This is a genomic window from Nonlabens sp. Asnod3-H03, from assembly GCF_045063665.1.
Classification (GTDB): domain Bacteria; phylum Bacteroidota; class Bacteroidia; order Flavobacteriales; family Flavobacteriaceae; genus Nonlabens; species Nonlabens ulvanivorans.
The window spans coordinates 123,875-144,586 of sequence record NZ_JBEFOD010000006.1; the positions used below are offsets into that span (position 1 = coordinate 123,875).

Genomic DNA, 20,712 nt, shown 5'->3' on the forward strand with positions numbered 1-20,712 from the left:
TAGGCTCTTTTATTAGATGGGTTTGTTATTCTGACTTGGTTAAAAAGTTGATATACGCCTGTGCATAGTTGAATTCAAAAACCGTTTGATAATATTCTAATTGTTTTTGAGCAAATTGCGTTTCGGCATTTAGTAGGTCCGATGTTTTTTCAAGCCCTTCTTTAAATCTATTGGTACGTATGCGTAATGATTCTTTAGACTGATCTAGAGCTAATTGCGCAAGTTTCAACTTGTTCTCTGCGTCTATAACCATGCGCTGCGCTTTATTAATTTCTAATTTTGATTTAGAAACATATTGCTCATATTGTAATTTTGATTTCTCTAATGTTGCTTTACTTTTCTTAGCCTGACCGATACGTTGTGATCCTTTAAAAAGATCCCAGCTTAATTGTGCACCTACCACATATCCATTTGCACTTGCTTGAAATAGATTTTCATCATACAATTCATAGGATCCAAATGCATTAAGTCTAGGTAGAAAAGCCATCTTGTCTGCCTTGTTTGCTGCTTCATAAGCAGTAGTAGCAAGTTGCATGGCTTTAATATCTGATCTGTTTTCAGAAAAGTTATTATCCTTTATAGTGATGTTTTTAATCGTTAAGCTATCACTAGGCTGGTATATGGTATAACCATCGTCCTCCATTAAATAAGAAAGATAATCTGACGCATTTTGCACGTTACTACGCGCAGTTTGTAGTTGGTTTTGAACTTCAGTAAGTCTTACCTCTACATTAAGAACATCTGCACGTTGCAGGTATCCTTGCTTTAATCTGTTTTGGGCTAGTTTTAAATTTTCTTGAGCTGCTTTTTGAACTTTTTCTAATACAGCAATCCCTTTGTAAGCTAGTTGTAATTGCATGTATGCGTTTTCTACTTCAAAGGATAGATATTCTTCTGTACGCTGTTTTTTAAGTAAAACGGCTTCCATTGAGGCTCTTGCAGCTTTACGTTGGTACAAACCATCAATATTGATTAAGGGTTGTTGCACTTCTATAATGGTTGCAAAGTTTTGAACCTGATCGGGATTATTAAGAAGATCTGGATTGAAGTCGTTTGAAGTTAAGATTCCTTGATTTAATTTGGAACCAAAAGCCATCAATGGATTAGTGGTGATAATACCAGTATGACTTGCGGTTATATTAGGCAAGAAAACAGCTTTAGTCTGATCAAAATCTGCTTTTGCTTCTAGAAATTCTTGCTCAGATATTTTTATAGAATTGTTGTTTTTAACCACTTTTTCAGCAACTTCTTCTTTTGAAATTAGAGTAGTTTGCTGTGCTGTCGCTTGCGTTAATATCGCAATGCTAAAGGTTATAAATAATAAGATTTTCTTCATTACAAGAGATTAGTAAAGCAAATTTAACTCGCTATTTTTCTTGCTAGAGTAACCTATGTTACTCAACCTTATTTAAATTAAAAAGCCACCTATTAATAAATGGCTTTCAATAAATTGTGATGATCGTTATTTTACCTCACGTGTTCCTCCATGTCCACCTGCTACTACAATCATAATTTTAATACTGAGATAGATGAATTTAAAAAACTGAATGATGGGATTCATCATCTTAAATCTTTGGGATTTTGATATTCTTTCTGTCATGAGTTCTATTTTTTATTCTGGAATTAACCACCAGAAAGGTTTCATTTTTGCTTTGTAAATAAATGCATAATGTAATGCTAGTTTGAGCCAGTGACCAGCAAGTCCTATTTCTCCAAAGGTCTTGCCTAGTTGGCGACCTTGTGATTTAGGATATTTATGATAATCAGGTACAATAGGATAGGTAGTAATACTTACACCACTACCTTGCGTGAGACCATATCCAGCAGATGCTATACAGGCTGCACCCATATTTCCTAAACTACCTTTATGCTCTAATGATTCTTTGCCTTTTTTTATGGAATCTATAATGTTATCTGCTACCAGTTTTGCGGTGATACCAGATGGCATACCAGTACGTGGTGGTGCTGGTGATATGTCTGTGCCGTTTTTGCTTTTACGCGGTTTTGAGATGGCATGTGGTGGAGCAAAAGCAATACCAGGTGCAAAAATATTTTTAAAAGAAGGATTTTGATAAGTCTCTGGCCAGTCCTGCACAGACCATTCTTCATATGGTTTTGATGTATAGTCTGCATCAACAATCATAAAGCCTTTAAAAAGTTTATTTGTGATGTCCTGATTATCTTTATCAAATGCCTTAAAACCATGGCCTGAAAAGGCTGGGATAAGCATCGCAAAATCATAAGATTCGGTTTTATGTTCACCATCTAGATTCTCATAATGCGCAAGTCCATCTTCAATTTTATCAACTCCAGCACCTAGAATCCATTTAATATCACGGTCTTCAAAAATCATTTCTACCATCTCACTAGACTTCATGGTCATACCGTTATAGGATAGTAACATACCATCCATACCAAAATCACCTAGTTGATATTCGTTTGAAATCCAGGTAACTTCTGCCATGTCACGCACTTTATGCTTGCGCAATTCTTGTTCTACATTTAATATATACTCAAAGGCAGCGCCTTGACAAGTGGCTTTAGCATGTCCAGTACCTATCAGGATTTTTGCTTTTTTACCCTTTTTCATTTCTTGAATCAGCTCATTTAATCCATGCCACGCATGATCTGCATGACCATAGGTACAAACAGAATAAGTTTTATTTGACCCAGGAATTAATCCATCTGTAGCTTCAAAGTTAAGTTTAGGACCTGTGGCATTTATTAAATAATCATAAGTTACTTTTTCTTGAGTGCCTTTTTTTTCTCCTACCACATATTCAGATAATACATAAGGTTGAACTTCTTTAATATCACCTTCAGGATGAAAGGAGACTGCTTTGGCTTGTAAAAAAGTGATGTTTTTTTTGCGGTATAATGGTGCAAGCGGAAATAAGATTTCTTTAGATTTCATTCTTCCTATTCCTACCCATATATTAGATGGTATCCATTGATAATTACTATTAGGTGAGACCACGACTACTTCATGCTCTTTAGACAGTTTTCTACGTAAATGCGATGCCGCAACGTGTCCAGAAATTCCTGCTCCTAGTATGACTATTTTTGACATTTTTTAAGGCTTTGTATCAAAGGTAATCGCCTTGTAATGTGAATACTGTAACCTGTGTTACGCAACTGATTATTAATCAAAAAAACCACCTTTAATGGGTGGTTTTTTGTTGATTTATCTCGCTTTCGCGAAAGCGTAATTATAACACTTTATGACTAATAACTGGTATCGTCTAATTGAACTTTACCATTAAATGTTTTATATAAAAAGATAAGATATCCAGCAAGAAGTGGAGCTCCTACGACTACCATAGTAAGCATGATTCCTAATGATTTTTGAGAAGATGCTGCGTTGTATATAGTAACGCTAAAAGCAGGATCTATCGTTGATGGTAATAATACTGGATATAGTTGAAAGGCTACTAACATTAATAAAAAGGCCATCGTTAAAGATGAAAAGATCAATGCTTGAAAATATTTTTTCTTAGAGACCAATCGAGGCACATTTGCCACTGCCAGAAATGCTAATATAGGAAGTGCAAAAAATAATGGTTGTTCTTTAAATCGATCTGTCACACCTGGTAAGAATATCAGTGTGTATAACGAGGTCACTGCAAAACTAGTAATAAAGAAAATCATCCCTTTTTTAAGTAAAAAAGTTAATCTGCTGTGTAGTCTGCCTTCTGTTTTGAGAAGCAAGAAAATAGCACCTTGGGTCATAAATAATGATAAGGTTGTAAATCCAGCCATGATAGCATAAGGACTTAGAAAAGCAAAGAAAATACCTCCTTTATAAGTATAGTTTTCCCCTATTTCAAAACCTTGTAAAACATTACCTAAAACGACTCCTAATAAAAATGCGATTAATGTATTAGATATAAAATAGATGATGTCCCAAGTGGTGCGCCACCATTTCATCTCTTCAGAACTTCTAAATTTAATGGCAGATGATCTTAGAACCAGCAATAATAAAAACAGCATAAATGGAATGTACATAGCAGATAACATGGTAGCGTACATCACAGGAAACCCTGCAAATAAGGCGCCACCACCTATAATAAGCCACACTTGATTTGCATCCCATAAAGGTCCTATGGCATTAATAGCGATACGTCTACTCAAATCTTTTTTGAAAAATAAATGCCAAGCGCCAGCACCATAATCAAAGCCTTCTAAAATTGCATAACCTGAAAATAATAATCCAACAACTAAATACCATAGTGTAGGGTAATCTATACCTAAAAAAGTTTCCATATTGCTAGTCTTAAACGTATTTCAAAAATTCATCTGGGTTTTTTGCCTCGTCATATGGGCCGTGCTTTATCTTCTTATTTACGGAATAAATAAATAAAAGAAACAATACTGTGTAAACCACTAAGAATAAAATTAACGAGAACAATATCTGATTAGATGATACTTCTTGAGAGAATCCTTCATCAGTTCTTAAATGACCATAGACTATCCATGGTTGTCTTCCCATCTCTGCCGCAAACCAGCCTACTTGATTTGCTATTTGTGGTAAAAGAACTGAGTAAGCAAATATCTTTAACAGCCATTTTTTATCAAATAAAGTACCTCGCCACCATAAATAGCATGCGTATAATGTTAAGCCTATTAAAAACATGCCTATCGATATCATGATATGATAAAACTGGAAAACAGCATTTACCTGTCCAGGACGTTCATTTTCTGGAAAAGCATTTAAACCTGTGATAGGCTCTTCAAAATCTTGATGTACTAGGAATGAGAGTCCGCCAGGTAATTTGATACCGGTGACTTCTTGCGTGTCATTATCTACCCAACCGAATAGGTATAGATCTGCAGGTGCAGATTTTTCATAATGACCTTCCATCGCAGCTAGTTTTGCCGGTTGATTAACGGCAACGCCATCTGCAGAGCTGTGTCCAGAAAGCAATTGTGTTAAAGAAAAAATAGTGGCAACGGCTAGCGCAATTTTAAATGCTTTTTTTGATATTTCTACATATCGCCCTTTTAATAAATAATAAGCGTGTACACTAAGAACTAGAAAAGTTCCAGCAAGAAAAGCACCTTGCCAGACGTGAATGATTCTATCAACACTCGATGGGTTAAAAACCATAGCCCAGAAGTCAGTCACTTCAGCTCTGGCATCAAATCCTTCACCTACGATATGGTATCCGGCCGGTGTTTGTTGCCAGCTATTTGCCACAACAATCCATACCGCAGAGAACATAGAACCTAAGAACACCATTATAGTTGAGAAAAAGTGAACTTTAGGAGAAACTCGATTCCATCCAAAAAGTAGAATTCCTAGAAAAGTGCTCTCTAGACCAAATGCAAAGAGACCTTCGGCAGCAAGTGCACTTCCAAAAATATCTCCGACATATCTAGAGTAAACTGACCAATTAGTACCAAATTCAAATTCCATGATGATACCAGTCGCAACACCTATCCCAAAAGTGATCGCAAATATTTTTAACCAAAAACGCGTCAGAACTTCATATTGTTTATTACCGGTTTTGAGATATAAACCTTCCATAATTGCCATAATTAATCCTATCCCTATACTTAAAGGCGGATATATGTAGTGAAAGGCAATGGTAAAAGCAAACTGTATACGGGCTAGAATTTCTGTATCCATTGTTATATGATTTTGTTTTACAAAAATAGTTCCTGGAGTTAGTTTCTTATGTTACAATAGTCACTTAAAACCGTTAATTTTTTAAAATCTCGCTTTCGCGAAAGCATCTTTACAAAACCTTTGCTTTATGTGACATTTGTCACCTAACTTTAAAAGACCTATTGATAATTTTGTCATATGAAGTTATGGGTTGCCGCTTTATTATCGATTGTACTTTTAAGCAATAGCTTGCGTACTACTATTATGTATAGCTGGTACATAGTAGATCTGGATAGCTTTGTAGAAAGGTTGTGTGAGAATAAAGATAAGCCTACATTAAACTGTGATGGAAAATGTTATTTAAGTAAGATGATGGCCGAAGGTTCTAGTGATAAAGACGCCTCATTACCTTTAATTAACTGGGAAGAGCAAATCTACTATCTAGAAGAAATAAGTTTTGCAATTTTAACTACAGTTGATCAGGAACACAATTGCTTTTTCTTTTATCAATACACTATAACAGATTCTAATATTGACGGTATATTTCATCCGCCACGATTTTCATAATACACTTCGAGATTAACTTATCGAACGCTATTTTAAAATAGTCGTTCAACACCTTTATGGTGCGATTTTATGAAAATACTATTATGAAAATGAAACAATTAGCGCTAATATGCGCATTAATACCTATGTCTTTATTTGCACAAGAGACAACAGAAAAAGTGCAAGACACTACAGTTACTAAACCGGTAGCTTTAAATACTGTTATCGTCACTGGTCAAGGAGCTACAGATCCAGTACTCACAACGGTAAGAACAGATTTAGTTAAAAAAGTAGTACAGCCTAAAAATGTTGCAGATCTGTTCAGAGATTTTAATGGATTTTCACTCATTAAGCGTGGAAACTATGCTATCGATCCATCTTTTAGAGCCTCACAATATGAACAGTTGAACATTCAATTTGATGGTGGAACTAAAGCGATGCACGCTTGCCCTAATCGTATGGATCCGATTACTACACATGTTGTTCCAGAAGATATTGAACGTATAGAAGTCATCAAAGGACCTTATACTGTTAGATATGGAGCGACCTTTGGCGGGATTATTAACTTAGTTACAGAAAAGCCTATACATCTAGGTAACGGTTTTCAGGGTAGTGTAAGCAGTGGTTATGAGACTAATGGAAATGCGCTAGTCTCTTCCTTGAAACTACACCAAATCACAGATAGATATGATATCACGGCAAATGCCGGTTATCGTGACTTTGGAAACTATGAAGATGGTGATGGAACTGAAATTCCTAGTTCTTTCAAAAGTCTGGATTATGGCTTGCGATTAGGTTATAATATTAAAGATAATCAAAGAATTCAGGCACACTGGAGACAGTCTCATGGAAGAGATGTATTGCATGCTGGATTACCTATGGATACCGATGAGGATAATAGCTCGATACTGTCCATAGACTATAAAATTTCTAAGGTGAATGATTTTATTGAAGAGATTAATGCCAAAGCTTATTATTCCTATGTAGATCATATCATGTCTAACAATAGAAGACCATCTTTTATGATGACTGAAGCCATCTCTACCATAGATGCGACAACTGCTGGTGGAAAGATAGAGTTTAAGATGAAACCTACAGAGAAGTGGATTTTATATGGTGGTCTTGATGCCTTACTTATTGCCAGAGATGGCGGTAGAACACGTACGGTAAAACGCAATATGATGGGCGATCTTTTACCAGAACCTATGGTGTTTCAAGATAAGGTTTGGCAAGATTCTTATGTGAATGACTACGGCCTTTTTGCTGAAAATAAATATGCGTTTTCTAATAAAACCATGCTAACGGCTGGTGTCCGTTATGACCTTGTAGTATCAGACATACAAGATCCAGAGGCAGATTTTCAAGCTTTATACACAGACCTAGGACAACGAGAAGAGCACAATGTGTCGGGTACCGTTTCTGTAAAGCACAAACTTTCAGGAAACAACACGCTGGAAGTTGCTTATGGTCGTGGTGTGCGATCTGCAAATATGATAGAGCGTTATATCAATCATTTTTCAGTAGGTCAAGATCCTTTTGAATACGTAGGAAATCCTAATCTGGATGCTGAGGTGAATAATCAGTTTGAGATAGGTTTTAAAGGGAAAAGAACTTTTGAAAAAGGAATCGATGCCTTGAGATACAGTATTTCTGGATATTATTCTATTTATGAAAACTACATCGTTCCTGTGGTGGACCCTACGCTAGATAGAAAATTTAACCCTACGGCACAACCTCAAGAGGTCAAGCGATTTATCAATATAGATGATGCCTACAAAACAGGTTTTGAGGCTGAAGCAAGTGTAGAATTTGCTAACTATTTTAATTTCAACACAGCGTTTTCTTATGTGTATACAAGAAATAATGACCTCGATGAGTCTTTACCTTTAACACCACCTTTTATTACAAGACTAGGATTAGGTTTTGAAAAAGAAAAATTCTGGGCAAATCTTGATTATACCATCACGTCAAAACAAGATGAAATCTCCACTAGTTTTAGAGAAATAGAAACGGCGGGATATGAAACCTTGGATTTAAGATTAGGAGTAAAACCTTATAAAAATGTACAACTAGGTGTTGCTGTGTTGAATATTTTTGATGCAACTTATAATAATCATTTAAACTTTTCATTTACAAATCAAGCCGATTTCGGTCGTGTGCCTATCAATGATCCAGGAAGAAACTTCTCTGTGTTTGCGAATTATCAATTTTAAATAAGATGAATATAAACTTGATAATATCATTGGCGTGTTTAATACTTTTTTCGTCAGCTCATGCGCAAATTTCGGATAGTTTAATTTTGAATTCTAAGTCTTTTAAAAACCTATATAAGATTAATGACTCTGTATTCCGATCTGAACAACCTAATAAAAAGGGTTTTAAAGAACTTGAACTTGCAGGAATTGAAACGATCATTAGTTTTCGACGCTTGAGAAATGACTCTACCAAAGCTAGAGGTACTGATTTAAAATTAATACACTTACCATTACAGACTAAAAAGATTAAGGAATCAGATATCATTACGGCTTTAAAAGCTATTATTGAAGCTCCTAAACCATTATTGATTCATTGCTGGCATGGCTCAGATAGAACAGGTGTAGTAGTAGCAGCTTATCGTATGGTGTTTGAGAATTGGTCTAAAGAAAAAGCTATTGCAGAGTTTAGACAGAAAGAATACGGCTATCATGAAAAATGGTATCCACACTTGATAGGTCTCTTAGAGAATTTAGACACTATTGCTATAAAACAAGAATTAGGATTAGAATGAGTTAAGTCAGAACGTAAAAAAGCCCTTCAGATAAGAAGGGCTTTTTTTATTTTTTAATACCGATAAACCTTATGACTTCGGCTTTACCTTTATGATAATTTCCTTCTGACAATTCGATAGTTTTTTCTTCTAATAACTTAAACTCTAATTCTGGAAATTCGTCTTTGATTTCTTCAATAGAAAACAACATCCCAAAGTTTTTTGGGCCACCTGAAGGTTTTCCTAATTGCGCTTTCGCGAAAGCTTCAAAAATAACTGTCCCATTAGGCTTTAAAAATTTTAAGAGATGTTGAAATGCATCTTTTCTTATTTCTACAGGAAAATGGGTATAACACAATCCTATTGTATCAAATTTGATATCAGTTTTAAAGTCAAGCACGCTAGTAACTTGATAATCTACTACAACCTTTTGCGCTGCTGACAACTGCATCGCTTTTACCTTACCACTTGTACTTATGTCAAAAGCAACAACATCCCAACCTTGCAAAGCCGCATACACCGAATTACGGCCTTCACCTTCGGCAGGAAGAAGTACGTTTCCTGCCACTAACTGGTCTAGTTGTTCTTTGAAAAACACATTGGGTTCTGTGCCATAGACATATTCTTTTTCGGCATAGCGTTCATTCCAAAAGTCTGCTGGGTATTGTTTCATAAATTATATTAGTCTTGGTAAGCAGACAGCATCCATACAAGTTTCTCTTGTTGCACGATATAATCACTCATCAGAGCGACCGTTCCTTCATCGTTTGCATCGCCGGCAATAGATAATATAGCTCTCTCTTTGCTTAAAAGAATCTTTAACGATTCTAAGATACCATTGATAGCTACTTCACCATCTGTCACGTTTTCTGCAGATTTTATCTCTGACGCATCTAGGTATGCATTAAAAGTATGCAAAGGTGTAGCGCTTAAGGTTAAAACACGCTCTGCAATTTCATCAACCTTGATTAAGGCATCGTTATAAAGTTCTTCAAATTTAAGATGTAGTTCAAAGAATTTTTTCCCTTTTATATTCCAGTGAAAACCTCTTAGGTTCATGTAGAATAATTGATAGTTTGCAAGAAGATCATTAAGCTCAACTGCTGTGTTTTGGGATGCTTTAATGTCTAATCCTATGTTGTTCATGTTTTTCATAATCTATTATTTAAATTGTTCTATTTCATCACTTAAATCATACACGGTGGCACTTGCTAGTTTTTTCTGTAAAATGCTACTTCCTGCAGCGCTGCGATAACCACCTGCGCAATGTACTACGATAGGTTTATCGGTAGGGATCTCGCTTGCTGTATCTCTCAATTCATTTAATGGATGAGATAAGGCATTTTCAAAAAACTTTTCTTCTTCCACCTCGCTGGTATTACGTATATCTACTATAGTGTAATTATCTGGATTCTCCTTGAAATCGGCTAGATCTAGTGAAGGTGTTTGTTCTAGATTTTCTTGAGCAAGTGTGATTACTTTAGTAAGTAATTTTTCATATCCGATTTTTGCCACTCGATGCAACATAGTGTCCTTGTTCTCTTCAGTGTCGATCACAAGAGTAAAGGTATCTTCTGGAGTAACGATGGAACCTAGCCAAGTTTCAAATTTAGCATTTTCAGAAACAGCCTGAATATTAAAGCTACCTTTGAGATGCCCTTTTTTAAAAGCTGCTTCATCTCGCATATCTACTATAAGTCCTGTGGCGCTACCATTTTCTTCAAACGGTATTTCAGTTATGGAAGGTTCTAAACTGTCTGCACCTGATTTATTAATATCAACATCATACCCAAAATAAGATGGTATAAAAGGTTGACCATCCAGTATGGTTGACATAAATTCTTCTTTAGACTGCGTTTTAAAAGCCCAATTATTACGTCGCTCATCTCCTAAGGTACTACTAGCTGCATCGCTTAAATTCTTACCACATAGCGATCCTGCACCGTGTGCTGGATAAACTACAGCATCATCTGGTAAATCAGTAAACTTAGTAGTTACGGTATCATACATCATTCCCGCAAGCTCTTCACGTTTTGCTTGCATATTACCGGCTTTTTCACGCAAATCTGGACGACCTACATCGCCTATAAATAAAGTGTCACCTGTAAACAAAGCTGTATCATCACCATTTGTGGCAACGATTGTAATACTGTCTGGTGAGTGTCCTGGCGAGTTGATTGCTTTAAGGGTAATATGACCTATGGTAATTTGATCACCATCGTCAAATGATTGATGCGGATAGTCTGCACCTAATTTTTCACTGTTATAAATGGTAGCACCTGTTTCTTTATATAGTTCGAGATGTGAGCTTACAAAATCTGCATGTGGATGTGTTTCTATGACTGCTTTGATGGTAGCGTTGTTCGCTTTCGCGAAAGCGTAATACTGACTAGGATCACGTTCTGGATCAACAATCGCCATCTCGCCATTACTAACTATCGCATAGGAGTAATGTGCTAACGGTTTGTATTCAAATTGTTTAATGTTCATAGCTGTATTTTTAATTTATTTAAGGGCTTTATTAAAGATAAATAAAGCCCTTATTTATTTGATTTAAATATCTTTTTTTGCAAGATACCAAGTGATTTTTTCAACAGAATCATCTGCTAGTCTTTCATTTAATGCATCTAATGACTTAGGTGGTGGACAGATCGCTTGATCACCTCTTTTCCAGTCTAATGGCATTGCCAATTTATGCTTATCTGACATTTGTAACGCATCTAGGGCTCTTAAAATTTCATCCATGTTACGACCAACGTTAAGTGGATAATACATGATAAGTCTTATTTTTTTTGAAGGATCAATGAAGAATACTGCTCTAACTGCAGCCGTTTCACTTTCATTGGGTTGTAGCATTCCATAAAGTTTTGACACCTTCATATCTATGTCTGCTATGATCGGGAAGTCAAAGTAAACACCTGTGTTTTCTCTTACATTTTGAACCCAACCTAAGTGTGCGTGAATGCTATCGATACTTAACCCTAGTAATTCTGTATTAAGCGCATCAAACTCTGCTTTTCTTTGAGCAAATCCGCTCATTTCAGTCGTACAAACTGGAGTGAAATCTGCTGGATGAGAAAACATAACAATCCATTTGTCTTTTGCAAAATCAGACATTTTGATGTTTCCTTTGGTTGTAACCGCTTCAAAATCTGGTGCTGTATCGCCTATTCTAGGCATAGAAATTATTTGTTCTGGTACTACATTTAAATTTTCCATAATAGTATTAATTTATTGTTTTTGTTTCGTATGATAAATTTAAGCTATCATTAGAGTTGGTACGGTAACCCATGTTACACAACGAGTTATTTAACTATTTTTAACTAATAACTTTGGTAGAAATCTACCAGTTATTAGTGCGTATGTTGAATAACTCGGGAATTTTTGTTTCAGTTTACTTTCCTCATATCTTGATTTTACATAAAATAAAATCAATAGAAGTGAAGCTATCAATATCTTATATATCGAGTCAGAATAAAAAGCGTATCCATAAAACGTCATTAAGATACCTGTGTAAATAGGATGTCTAACGTATCTATATAATCCATTTTTAATAAGTGAAGAGTCACTTCTAGGAGTAGGGAAAGGTGAAAGATTCTTGCTTAACTGTAAAATGGCCAATAGGAAAATTAAAATCCCTGCAATGGCAATGAGTAAACCTATGATGGTTATAATACTTAATAGTTTTATGTGTAGTATCTCTAGGTCTATTATATACATAACAAACAAAACACCTTGAAGAACTACAAGCAAGTAATCTTTATAGCTAAGGTTTTTCATAATATAAATTAAAAAGAGGTCACTTATCGTAACCTCTTTTGTTCTAATTAAACGTCTTGACCTTTCATCATTTTATTCCAGTATAGGTATGGCAGGCCAAATTTCTTAAGCATCCATAATCTCCAGTGTTCTTTGGCACTATTAAAGACAAGCATACGTTTTAACTTAGGATCTGGTGTAAAGTTTCCTTCATAATCAAACTCTGCCAGCGTCATTTTACCATATCCTGTAACTAGTGGGCAAGAGGAATAACCATTATAACTTAAATCACCTTTCTTTTGTGTCGTCATTAACTTAATAATATTATCCACAACTACAGGAACTTGTTTTCTAATAGCAGCACCAGTTTTTGCAGTAGGCAAAGCAGCTACATCACCTAAACCAAAAATATTTGCATGAGAATTATGCTGTAGTGAATGATGATTTACATCTAGCCATCCTGCATCGTTAACCAAGCTGGATTCACGTATGAATTTAGGTGCAGTTTGTGGTGGTGCAATATGGAGCAATTCAAATGGAATCTTTATGATCTCATCACCGGTAGCGGTTTCACCTAATTCATTATCCTCATTAATTACACACATGTTTTCTTCTGGTGCGGTATGTTTGAAGTAAGCAATTTTATTATCTGCATCAATTTTGATAGGAGCATAATATGGTTTAAAATGCATTCCATACCTACCGATCACTTTCATTAAAGTCTCGCGTATAGGTTTAACACCAAAAATGACGCTGCCTGGAGTTGCAAAAATGACATTAGACTTACTAGATAGATTGTTTTTTTTAAAATAATCAGCTGCTAGATATGCTATTTTCTGAGGAGCACCACCACATTTTATAGGTGTTACAGGTTGAGTAAATAGGGCATTACCGCCTTTAAAATTTTTAATACAATTCCATGTATGTTCAGGATCTGTATAGTTACTACAGGCGACACCTTTTTCTAAAGCTTCAGGAAGCCCTTCAATCATCTCTGGTGCCATTACTAATCCTGGAGCTACAACTAAATAGTCATATTTGATATTACCAGATGTTTTAGTTTCTACCGTATGATGATCTGTATTAAAAGCAGTTGCATAATCCTTAATCCAGTTTACACCAGATGGTATAAGACTGGACATAGGACGTCCTGTCTTTTTGAAGTCATATGCTCCAGCACCTACAAGTGTCCACGCAGGTTGGTAATAATGCTTGTCAGCAGGTTCTATAATTGCAATACTGATGGACTTATCTTTTTTCAAGAGTTGCGTAGCGGTCATGATACCTGCGGTTCCACCGCCTATAATGAGTACTTGATAATGTGTTGACATATTGTTAGTTATTGGTGTCTTTAAATGTAGGATTTACAAAATGTCAGTTTTGTAACTATTGTTACTTAAGATTGTTTTAGTATCAATGACCGCTTAATAGCTGGTCGAATTGTATCTAAATAGAAAAGAGCAGATTTATTGATCTGCTCTTTTTTTAAATAAAAAGGGAAAGGTTTTTTAAAGCGGTAATTAATTATTTGAATGTAATACTCCATATACCTCTAACCTGATTGACATCGTAACCAACTGCCTTGTCGGTTGGGTATAATTGTGATATGGTAGCATAAACATCTGCATTGATATCTTTATTAGGTTCACCATGACATTGCAAACACATGGAGTTTGTGGTAATAGGATAATAAAAATGATTCACGCCGTCAATTAATTCTGTTATCGGTTTGTAATCTTTATTACTAGCTATTGACTTTTTGAATTCTTCAATAATTGCTAACTCTTTTTTATTGGCTTGATTATTAATATTGCGAGGACGATCACTAACTCTCTTGATTCTTGCGTTTTGAGCTATTGCCATGCTATCTGTAATAGGATAGGCTTTTACATTACAAAATGTCACAGCCTCTTTAGTTCCTTCTTTTTGAATGGTTCCCATTAAATTTTTACCCAATTCTTTTTTTGTGCTTAAGGCATATTGTAGACCTTTCTCTTCAGGTGTATGATAATTACTGATTAAAGTGTCGTTTAATTTTGCACCATCATTGCGGTATTTTACCTTGCCTTTACTTTCTTCTTCTATATGTTTTTTGAACCACTCTGGTTCATCGATTTTAAATTCATACATGTAATCAGCGATAAGTCTTATGTCTTCTTCCTTAAATACTTGATAAGGCATCAGGTTAAATCGTCTTACGGCACCTCTCATTTTAGATTTTTTTTCTGTCGGCTTTTCTACAAAATTCCAAATAGCGTCTGCAAATTCTTTTTGTGAAATATCATCATTCAGGTAATGCGACTTAACAGCGACCATTGGTGGAGCGATACGTCCTTCAATATTTGCATTAGGATTATGGCATAGGTAACATTGATTTTCTAGGAGTTTTTTACCGGGATGATTACTCGCTGTGTAAATCGTTTGTTTCTCAATATCATTTTGAGTGGCGTAATCTGACTTTTTTGAATTATTGCAGCTCGTGAGTGTTGCAACTAGTAGAAAAATAGAAATATAGGAAAGTGTTAATTTCATTTAATTTTATTTAAGTAATAAAAATTTACAATCTGTAAGTGAGTTAACACCGTGATCGATTTCTTTAGGCAATGTTATAATATCTCCTGCACTGAGCCTGGTTTTTTCACTACCTATAATGATGGTTGCGCTACCTTCTAGCATAAGTAATGGTGCATCCATTGGAGCGCTGTGTGGTTTGAGGTTTTGCCCTTTTTTCAATGCAAAAACAATCATTTTATAATGACTTTCAAATACAACTTCATTTGTGATTGTATCACCATAATTAACCATTGCAGCTAGATTATTTACGTTTGTATCGTTATCAATAGTTTTCTTTTTACAACTAATGATTGATAGTGCTAAGAGAAAAAATACTGTGGTAGTTTTCATTAGATAACGGTGTTTTTATTAATACTGCGTTTTACGTAAAGAAATCTAAACAACCCAACTAGAAATAAAACAGGACCTATTATCACTAGTGCATATCCTATCCACTCAATTTCTTCCAGTATTTGCAGTTTTATAATGGCAAGACCTGAACTGGAAAAAACAACGGCAGATCTAAAATAGGCCAAAAACGTACGCTCGTTTGCTAGCCTAGTTCTTTCTATAGCAAGTCTATCGGTGAGCGATAATTTGAGTTTTTCCATTACCTGATTTTACCTGTTGCGCAACTCATAATCGACTTTGCTTTAGTAAAAGTGTTATTATTTTCTTCTATTGATGGATAGCCGATTGATTTTAATTTTTCCTTTGCAAAAAGAGCATCATTAGCTGATGCTGCATTGAATGATACTGTTGAGGTTTCTGTGTCAACGATGACATCAGTTATGTTGTCTAGCGCTGTAATCTTAGAAGTAATCGTATTTGCGCAACCGCCACATTTTAAATTTTGTACTATAATTGAAGTTTTCATAATGCTTTTATTTAAACAAGTAAGTTAAGATTTTATAAGATTATAGTAGGTAACCTATGTTACAGAATACGACTATTTAAGATGCGATAATTAATAATGCTATTCATATCTGTAAGTAGTATTATTTATCTCCAGTTCATAAAACCACCTTGTAAATCATAAATTTCTTTAAAACCTATATTTTCAAGTTTTCTAGCGGCATTGCCACTGCGATTACCAGAACGACAGTATAAATAGATTGCCTTTTCTTTATCATATTTTTGTAACGCATCCATAAATTTAGACGTGTTAAAAAAGTCAATATTAACGGCGCCTTTAATGTGACCACTCTTAAATTCGCTAGGTGTTCTTACATCTACTAATTGTTTTGTCTTGTTAATACTTTTAATAGCCTGCTTAAAATCTGCAGGAGATAATTTCTTTATTTGATCAGACGATGATTTTGTGCCAAAAAGGCTGCTTAAAAATGACATGATAATATTTTTATATAATTTTTCAAAATAAAAATACCACGCCTTAAGCTATTTAAAAGTGACCTTTGTTACACTAATTCATTATAATTACAAATGTTAGATTATTAAATTTATACTTATGAATTTTGAGCAAACAAATGACCTGCTAGGTGGTATTGATATTTATATTATTGACCAGATTTTAAAGAATCGTTATCAACCACAACAATCTATTTTAGATGCAGGTTGTGGTAAAGGAAGAAATTTAAAATGGTTCTATGACAATGATTTTGCGATCTATGGTAATGATGTAGACTCTGATTTTCTCGCTTTCGCGAAAGCGAAATACCCAAAAAGTAAAGCTAATTTTATAAATTCAAATCTGGATGAACTACCGTATAAGGATAGTAGTTTTGACCACGTTATATGTTGTGCTGTATTGCATTTTGCAAAAAGTGAAAAGCAGTTTACAGTCATGTTTCAAGAGTTGATAAGAGTATTAAAACCTGATGGCACTCTATTAATTAGAATGGCCTCAAACATCGGGCTAGACGGTAATGCTCCAGTAGTACAATTTAAAGATAATGGACAAAAAGGTACTTATTATTTAACCAGAGAACGTATTGCTTTATTGCTTTCAGAATTTCAATTAGAATTATTAGAACCGGTAAAAACGACTAATGTGCAAGATGAACGAGCCATGACAACTTTAGTTCTATCCAAATAAAAAAAGCGACAATTTCTTGCCGCTTTCAACCAACTAACCATAATTTGATATCTTACTAAAGTGTCGATGGACAGACATAATTAGTAACCGCGATATCAGTTTCTTTAATAGCGTTAAATCCTCCTTCTACATTTATTAAATTATGTATACCTCGACTTTTTAATATCGATGCTGCAATCATGCTTCTATAACCACCAGCGCAGTGAATGAAAAAAGTATTTCCTGGAAATGATGCTAGGTGATCATTAATGTAATCTAGTGGAGTGTTGTGAGCGTCTACGACGTGCTCTGATAAAAACTCACTTTCTTTACGTACATCAAAAACAGGTAGATGACGCTCATTTTGCTCTTCTTCAAATTGTTTTACCGTTATTGAGGTAACTTTATCATATTCCATAGCGGCTTGCTTCCATGCTTCAAATCCGCCTTTTAAATAGCCAATTGTTTGGTCAAAGCCTACTCGGGAAAGTCTTGTTAGTGTTTCTTTTTCTCGACCTTTTGTTGTAATAAGTAGTAATGGTTGTTTGACATCTGCAATTAGCGATCCTACCCATTGTGCAAAATTACCATCTAAACCTACAAATATGGATCTAGGGATATGACCGTTTGCAAATTCTTCTTGAGATCTTACATCTAGGATGATTGCTCCAGTTTCATTTGCTGCAGCTTCAAACGCTGCTGGAGAAAGAGCTTTTGTAGCCCTATCCATAACGGTGTCTAAACTTTCATAACCTTTAATATTCATCATTACATTTTGAGGGAAATAACCTGGTGGTGGTGTGAGACCAGTAAGAAGTGCTTTTTTAAACTCTTCTTTGCTCATTTCCTGCAATGCATAATTGGTTTTCTTCTGGTTCCCTAAAGTATCTGTAGTTTCCTTACTCATCATTTTACCACATGCTGATCCAGCGCCATGATTAGGGTAAACAATTAAATCATCACTTAACGGTAAAATTTTGTTACGCAGCGAATCGTACAAGTAACCAGCTAGTTTGTCTTCTGTAAGATCTTCTACAACATGCTGAGCTAGATCTGGACGTCCTACATCTCCGATAAATAAAGTGTCTCCTGTGATAATACCGTGTTCTTTACCATCTTGATCAATTAATAAATAGGTCGTACTTTCCATAGTGTGACCAGGAGTATGGATTACTTTTATTTTATAATCACCTAACTCAAAAACCTGTTCGTCTTTTGCAATCAAAGCGTTATAGCCAGGTTGTGCCGTAGGTCCAAAAACAATTTGAGCTCCAGTCCGTTCACGTAGGTCTAGGTGACCGCTCACAAAATCGGCATGAAAATGAGTTTCAAAAACATATTTAATCTGTGCATTATCTTTTTCTGCTCTTTCAATATATGGATTCACCTCTCTTAGAGGATCAAATACCGCAGCTTCACCATTGCTTTCTATGTAATATGCAGCGTGAGCTATGCATCCCGTATAAATTTGTTCTACTTTCATAATGATTTTATTTCTGATTTAAAATTAAAAGTTCTGATCATTTAAAATGGTAACATAAGTCACATAACGAGCTCTTTGTAAATGATATATATACCCATAACTAGGACAAACCAACCAAATGCTTTTTTTAGTTTTTTACCGTCTATAAATTTATTGAGCCAGATGCCTAAGAATATTCCAATAATGGAAAGTGCGGTAAAGGGTAATAAAAAGGACCAATCTATCTCTAGGTTTTTTACATCACCTAAAAAGCCTATCAAAGATTTTATAGCAATAATAAATAGGGAAGTGGCTACTGCTTTTTTCATAGGTAGTTTTGCGAGTAGCACTAAAGCAGGAATGATTAAAAATCCGCCACCAGCGCCTACTATTCCGGTAATGGTACCGACTACTAAACCTTCTACAATAATAAGTGGATAGTTGTAGGTTATGACGCTATCTTCATCACTTTCTTTACGATTATTACGTATCATAGAAATTGATGCTAACAGCATTATAACAGCAAAAAATAACATGATTGCCAGATTTTTAGTTATAACAATTCCGCTTACAGTAAATAATTCATCTGGTATCGCAGGTATTAAATAAGCTCTAGTTAGGTATACCGCTATGAATGCTGGAATAGCAAAAATGATAGCCGTCTTGAAGTCTACCATACCTTTCATCATATTTTTGATAGCACCTACTAATGATGTTGCACCTACTACAAAAAGAGAATATGCAGTGGCTAGAACAGGATTTAATGTAAGGGCATATACCAGAATGGGAACTGTAAGAATGGAACCACCACCACCTATAAGCCCTAGCACAAGACCTATTAAAAGCGCTCCTATAAATCCTAATATTTCTATTATTTCCATTCTATAAATATTTAGAACTCAAATATAGAAGGAGCGTCATCGCATGTTTGTAACAGATGTTACACGACTTCAATAAAACTGCGGTGTAGTTTTATCTTATTAATATTTTCCATTTTTTTAAGTAGTCGGGAGATGACAACTCTGCTGGTGTGTAAATCTGCAGCAATTTCTTTATGAGTAGTATAGATATGTTTACTATTAAGAATTTTAATTTTATCGTTCAAGTAATTCTCTAAGCGCTCATCCATATTATTAAAAGCAATATTATCTACACTTTCTAAGAGCTCCATCATACGTGTATGATAACTGGTAAAGACAAAATTGCGCCAGGTCTTATATTTAGAAGACCATTCTTCCATTTTTGTAACAGGTATCATCAACAGCTTAACTGGTGTCTCGGTTACAGCATGAATCTCACTTTTAGTATTTCCTACACAGCAAGTCATAGTCATGGCACAAGTGTTACCTCTTTCTAGATGGTAGAGTAATAACTCATTGCCATCAGCATCGGGACGCATAATTTTAATGCTTCCAGAAAGTAAAAGTGGCATGGATTTAATGTACTGACCAGGCTTTATTAAATCTTGTCCAGCAGGAACTTCCATAAAAGTTGCCACGCTATTGATGTCTTCTATAAGTGCTAGCTCAAATTGTGAACCATAATATTCTTTAAGCTCTTGTATCATTTTTGACTTGTTTTGCAATCATAGGATTGTACTTAAAAAAAAGATGTGCCCATATAGCTTTAGAAACTGCACCTATGTAGGGGAACGTTAGGGCGAGTACAGCAACTATCGCTATAAAGATAGTTAAAGGATTATCTGCAACTCCTAAAAATAATAAAATTACGTACGTAGCAACAGCAAAAGCAATTCCTACTCCATAACTAACGTACATTGCACCAGTATAAAAACTAGGTTCGATACTGTATTTTAATTCACATTTAGGACATCTTTCTTTTACCTTATTCATTTTAGAAATCTGATAAGGATTTGCTTCTAGAAAATTTCCTTGACGACATTGAGGACACTTCAGAAAAAGGATACTGTATATAATAGATTTCTTAAACATCTTTTTATTTCAAAGCTACTTATTGCAGCCTCTTTTATGTGTAACATAGGT

General features: G+C 34.9%; 24 protein-coding genes. 4 read left to right on the plus strand and 20 right to left on the minus strand.

The features are described 5' to 3' along the window. Positions 1–25 precede the first annotated feature (25 nt). The 5 genes from ACJJVI_RS00635 to ACJJVI_RS00655 all read right to left on the minus strand — a co-directional run bounded on the left by ACJJVI_RS00635 (position 26) and on the right by ACJJVI_RS00655 (position 5,629). Complete coding sequence (locus tag ACJJVI_RS00635; protein ID WP_042270717.1) at positions 26–1,336, minus strand: TolC family protein; 1,311 nt, start codon at positions 1,334–1,336, stop codon at positions 26–28. A 126-nt stretch (positions 1,337–1,462) separates the two neighbouring features. Then, complete coding sequence (locus tag ACJJVI_RS00640; protein WP_170061696.1) at positions 1,463–1,600, minus strand: hypothetical protein; 138 nt, start codon at positions 1,598–1,600, stop codon at positions 1,463–1,465. A gap of 12 nt (positions 1,601–1,612) precedes the next feature. Beyond that, positions 1,613–3,070 carry an NAD(P)/FAD-dependent oxidoreductase gene (locus ACJJVI_RS00645; protein ID WP_405349721.1) on the minus strand — a complete coding sequence of 486 codons (1,458 nt, stop codon included), beginning with the start codon at positions 3,068–3,070 and terminating at the stop codon, positions 1,613–1,615. 155 nt (positions 3,071–3,225) lie between these two features. Next, positions 3,226–4,263, minus strand: a complete 1,038-nt coding sequence (gene cydB, locus ACJJVI_RS00650; protein WP_405349723.1) for a cytochrome d ubiquinol oxidase subunit II — start codon at positions 4,261–4,263, stop codon at positions 3,226–3,228. 10 nt (positions 4,264–4,273) lie between these two features. After that, complete coding sequence (locus tag ACJJVI_RS00655) at positions 4,274–5,629, minus strand: cytochrome ubiquinol oxidase subunit I (protein WP_405349725.1); 1,356 nt, start codon at positions 5,627–5,629, stop codon at positions 4,274–4,276. Between the two features lie 177 nt (positions 5,630–5,806). Here ACJJVI_RS00655 and ACJJVI_RS00660 point away from each other — a divergent pair, with 177 nt between their 5' ends. The 3 genes from ACJJVI_RS00660 to ACJJVI_RS00670 all read left to right on the plus strand — a co-directional run bounded on the left by ACJJVI_RS00660 (position 5,807) and on the right by ACJJVI_RS00670 (position 8,921). Further along, complete coding sequence (locus ACJJVI_RS00660) at positions 5,807–6,175, plus strand: hypothetical protein (RefSeq protein ID WP_405349727.1); 369 nt, start codon at positions 5,807–5,809, stop codon at positions 6,173–6,175. Positions 6,176–6,264: 89 nt separating this feature from the next. Beyond that, positions 6,265–8,367 carry a TonB-dependent receptor domain-containing protein gene (locus ACJJVI_RS00665; RefSeq protein ID WP_405349729.1) on the plus strand — a complete coding sequence of 701 codons (2,103 nt, stop codon included), beginning with the start codon at positions 6,265–6,267 and terminating at the stop codon, positions 8,365–8,367. Positions 8,368–8,453: 86 nt separating this feature from the next. Continuing rightward, on the plus strand, positions 8,454–8,921 hold the full coding sequence (locus tag ACJJVI_RS00670; RefSeq protein WP_053234102.1) for a tyrosine-protein phosphatase: 468 nt from the start codon (positions 8,454–8,456) through the stop codon (positions 8,919–8,921). 46 nt (positions 8,922–8,967) lie between these two features. On the opposite strand, the gene ACJJVI_RS00675 is transcribed toward ACJJVI_RS00670, so the two are convergent. The 11 genes from ACJJVI_RS00675 to ACJJVI_RS00725 all read right to left on the minus strand — a co-directional run bounded on the left by ACJJVI_RS00675 (position 8,968) and on the right by ACJJVI_RS00725 (position 16,562). Beyond that, positions 8,968–9,573, minus strand: a complete 606-nt coding sequence (locus ACJJVI_RS00675; protein ID WP_042270728.1) for a bifunctional 2-polyprenyl-6-hydroxyphenol methylase/3-demethylubiquinol 3-O-methyltransferase UbiG — start codon at positions 9,571–9,573, stop codon at positions 8,968–8,970. 8 nt (positions 9,574–9,581) lie between these two features. After that, the gene (locus ACJJVI_RS00680) at positions 9,582–10,055 is read right to left on the minus strand and encodes a Dps family protein (protein WP_036580121.1); all 474 of its coding nucleotides are present in this window, start codon (positions 10,053–10,055) and stop codon (positions 9,582–9,584) included. Positions 10,056–10,061: 6 nt separating this feature from the next. Continuing rightward, positions 10,062–11,390 (minus strand): MBL fold metallo-hydrolase, encoded by a 1,329-nt coding sequence (locus tag ACJJVI_RS00685; protein WP_405349732.1) that lies wholly within the window; start codon positions 11,388–11,390, stop codon positions 10,062–10,064. 63 nt (positions 11,391–11,453) lie between these two features. Next, complete coding sequence (locus ACJJVI_RS00690; protein WP_405349734.1) at positions 11,454–12,119, minus strand: peroxiredoxin; 666 nt, start codon at positions 12,117–12,119, stop codon at positions 11,454–11,456. A 90-nt stretch (positions 12,120–12,209) separates the two neighbouring features. Beyond that, entirely contained in the window at positions 12,210–12,680 is a 471-nt protein-coding gene (locus ACJJVI_RS00695) for an isoprenylcysteine carboxylmethyltransferase family protein (RefSeq protein WP_036580128.1), read from the minus strand. A gap of 47 nt (positions 12,681–12,727) precedes the next feature. Next, positions 12,728–13,990, minus strand: coding sequence for an FAD-dependent oxidoreductase (locus ACJJVI_RS00700; protein ID WP_405349737.1), 1,263 nt, complete (start codon positions 13,988–13,990; stop codon positions 12,728–12,730). A 193-nt stretch (positions 13,991–14,183) separates the two neighbouring features. Then, on the minus strand, positions 14,184–15,191 hold the full coding sequence (locus ACJJVI_RS00705; protein ID WP_405349738.1) for a DUF3365 domain-containing protein: 1,008 nt from the start codon (positions 15,189–15,191) through the stop codon (positions 14,184–14,186). A gap of 6 nt (positions 15,192–15,197) precedes the next feature. Next, on the minus strand, positions 15,198–15,563 hold the full coding sequence (locus ACJJVI_RS00710; protein ID WP_052403523.1) for a cupin domain-containing protein: 366 nt from the start codon (positions 15,561–15,563) through the stop codon (positions 15,198–15,200). Continuing rightward, on the minus strand, positions 15,563–15,823 hold the full coding sequence (locus ACJJVI_RS00715) for a DUF202 domain-containing protein (RefSeq protein ID WP_042247789.1): 261 nt from the start codon (positions 15,821–15,823) through the stop codon (positions 15,563–15,565). The genes ACJJVI_RS00710 and ACJJVI_RS00715 overlap by 1 nt, the downstream gene beginning before the upstream one ends. Continuing rightward, positions 15,823–16,089, minus strand: a complete 267-nt coding sequence (locus ACJJVI_RS00720; RefSeq protein WP_042248051.1) for a heavy-metal-associated domain-containing protein — start codon at positions 16,087–16,089, stop codon at positions 15,823–15,825. The genes ACJJVI_RS00715 and ACJJVI_RS00720 overlap by 1 nt, the downstream gene beginning before the upstream one ends. Positions 16,090–16,214: 125 nt before the next feature. Continuing rightward, positions 16,215–16,562, minus strand: a complete 348-nt coding sequence (locus ACJJVI_RS00725; RefSeq protein ID WP_042247792.1) for a rhodanese-like domain-containing protein — start codon at positions 16,560–16,562, stop codon at positions 16,215–16,217. A 118-nt stretch (positions 16,563–16,680) separates the two neighbouring features. Here ACJJVI_RS00725 and ACJJVI_RS00730 point away from each other — a divergent pair, with 118 nt between their 5' ends. Continuing rightward, positions 16,681–17,268 (plus strand): class I SAM-dependent methyltransferase, encoded by a 588-nt coding sequence (locus tag ACJJVI_RS00730; RefSeq protein WP_405349741.1) that lies wholly within the window; start codon positions 16,681–16,683, stop codon positions 17,266–17,268. A gap of 55 nt (positions 17,269–17,323) precedes the next feature. On the opposite strand, the gene ACJJVI_RS00735 is transcribed toward ACJJVI_RS00730, so the two are convergent. From ACJJVI_RS00735 to ACJJVI_RS00750, 4 genes are read right to left on the minus strand one after another with little or no spacing between them, the layout of a single operon-like run. Further along, positions 17,324–18,730, minus strand: a complete 1,407-nt coding sequence (locus ACJJVI_RS00735; protein ID WP_405349743.1) for a rhodanese-like domain-containing protein — start codon at positions 18,728–18,730, stop codon at positions 17,324–17,326. A 59-nt stretch (positions 18,731–18,789) separates the two neighbouring features. Beyond that, the gene (locus tag ACJJVI_RS00740; protein ID WP_405349744.1) at positions 18,790–19,590 is read right to left on the minus strand and encodes a sulfite exporter TauE/SafE family protein; all 801 of its coding nucleotides are present in this window, start codon (positions 19,588–19,590) and stop codon (positions 18,790–18,792) included. Between the two features lie 59 nt (positions 19,591–19,649). Then, a complete protein-coding gene (locus ACJJVI_RS00745; RefSeq protein WP_036580146.1) occupies positions 19,650–20,276 on the minus strand; it encodes a Crp/Fnr family transcriptional regulator in 627 nt (208 codons plus the stop codon). After that, positions 20,260–20,661 carry a DUF983 domain-containing protein gene (locus ACJJVI_RS00750; RefSeq protein WP_036580148.1) on the minus strand — a complete coding sequence of 134 codons (402 nt, stop codon included), beginning with the start codon at positions 20,659–20,661 and terminating at the stop codon, positions 20,260–20,262. Before ACJJVI_RS00750 ends, ACJJVI_RS00745 begins: the two co-directional genes overlap by 17 nt. Positions 20,662–20,712 lie beyond the last annotated feature (51 nt).

Bases quoted from the DNA above. Each gene is read 5' to 3' on its own strand.
- ACJJVI_RS00715 (WP_042247789.1), bottom strand. From the start codon at position 15,823: ATGGAAAAACTCAAATTATCGCTCACCGATAGACTTGCTATAGAAAGA.
- ACJJVI_RS00635 (WP_042270717.1), bottom strand. From the start codon at position 1,336: ATGAAGAAAATCTTATTATTTATAACCTTTAGCATTGCGATATTAACG.
- ACJJVI_RS00735 (WP_405349743.1), bottom strand. From the start codon at position 18,730: ATGAAAGTAGAACAAATTTATACGGGATGCATAGCTCACGCTGCATAT.
- ACJJVI_RS00685 (WP_405349732.1), bottom strand. From the start codon at position 11,390: ATGAACATTAAACAATTTGAATACAAACCGTTAGCACATTACTCCTAT.
- ACJJVI_RS00640 (WP_170061696.1), bottom strand. From the start codon at position 1,600: ATGACAGAAAGAATATCAAAATCCCAAAGATTTAAGATGATGAATCCC.
- ACJJVI_RS00700 (WP_405349737.1), bottom strand. From the start codon at position 13,990: ATGTCAACACATTATCAAGTACTCATTATAGGCGGTGGAACCGCAGGT.
- ACJJVI_RS00705 (WP_405349738.1), bottom strand. From the start codon at position 15,191: ATGAAATTAACACTTTCCTATATTTCTATTTTTCTACTAGTTGCAACA.
- ACJJVI_RS00660 (WP_405349727.1), top strand. From the start codon at position 5,807: ATGAAGTTATGGGTTGCCGCTTTATTATCGATTGTACTTTTAAGCAAT.
- ACJJVI_RS00690 (WP_405349734.1), bottom strand. From the start codon at position 12,119: ATGGAAAATTTAAATGTAGTACCAGAACAAATAATTTCTATGCCTAGA.
- ACJJVI_RS00745 (WP_036580146.1), bottom strand. From the start codon at position 20,276: ATGATACAAGAGCTTAAAGAATATTATGGTTCACAATTTGAGCTAGCA.
- ACJJVI_RS00740 (WP_405349744.1), bottom strand. From the start codon at position 19,590: ATGGAAATAATAGAAATATTAGGATTTATAGGAGCGCTTTTAATAGGT.
- ACJJVI_RS00725 (WP_042247792.1), bottom strand. From the start codon at position 16,562: ATGTCATTTTTAAGCAGCCTTTTTGGCACAAAATCATCGTCTGATCAA.
- ACJJVI_RS00675 (WP_042270728.1), bottom strand. From the start codon at position 9,573: ATGAAACAATACCCAGCAGACTTTTGGAATGAACGCTATGCCGAAAAA.
- ACJJVI_RS00695 (WP_036580128.1), bottom strand. From the start codon at position 12,680: ATGAAAAACCTTAGCTATAAAGATTACTTGCTTGTAGTTCTTCAAGGT.
- ACJJVI_RS00680 (WP_036580121.1), bottom strand. From the start codon at position 10,055: ATGAAAAACATGAACAACATAGGATTAGACATTAAAGCATCCCAAAAC.
- ACJJVI_RS00665 (WP_405349729.1), top strand. From the start codon at position 6,265: ATGAAACAATTAGCGCTAATATGCGCATTAATACCTATGTCTTTATTT.
- cydB (WP_405349723.1), bottom strand. From the start codon at position 4,263: ATGGAAACTTTTTTAGGTATAGATTACCCTACACTATGGTATTTAGTT.
- ACJJVI_RS00720 (WP_042248051.1), bottom strand. From the start codon at position 16,089: ATGAAAACTTCAATTATAGTACAAAATTTAAAATGTGGCGGTTGCGCA.
- ACJJVI_RS00730 (WP_405349741.1), top strand. From the start codon at position 16,681: ATGAATTTTGAGCAAACAAATGACCTGCTAGGTGGTATTGATATTTAT.
- ACJJVI_RS00645 (WP_405349721.1), bottom strand. From the start codon at position 3,070: ATGTCAAAAATAGTCATACTAGGAGCAGGAATTTCTGGACACGTTGCG.
- ACJJVI_RS00750 (WP_036580148.1), bottom strand. From the start codon at position 20,661: ATGTTTAAGAAATCTATTATATACAGTATCCTTTTTCTGAAGTGTCCT.
- ACJJVI_RS00655 (WP_405349725.1), bottom strand. From the start codon at position 5,629: ATGGATACAGAAATTCTAGCCCGTATACAGTTTGCTTTTACCATTGCC.
- ACJJVI_RS00710 (WP_052403523.1), bottom strand. From the start codon at position 15,563: ATGAAAACTACCACAGTATTTTTTCTCTTAGCACTATCAATCATTAGT.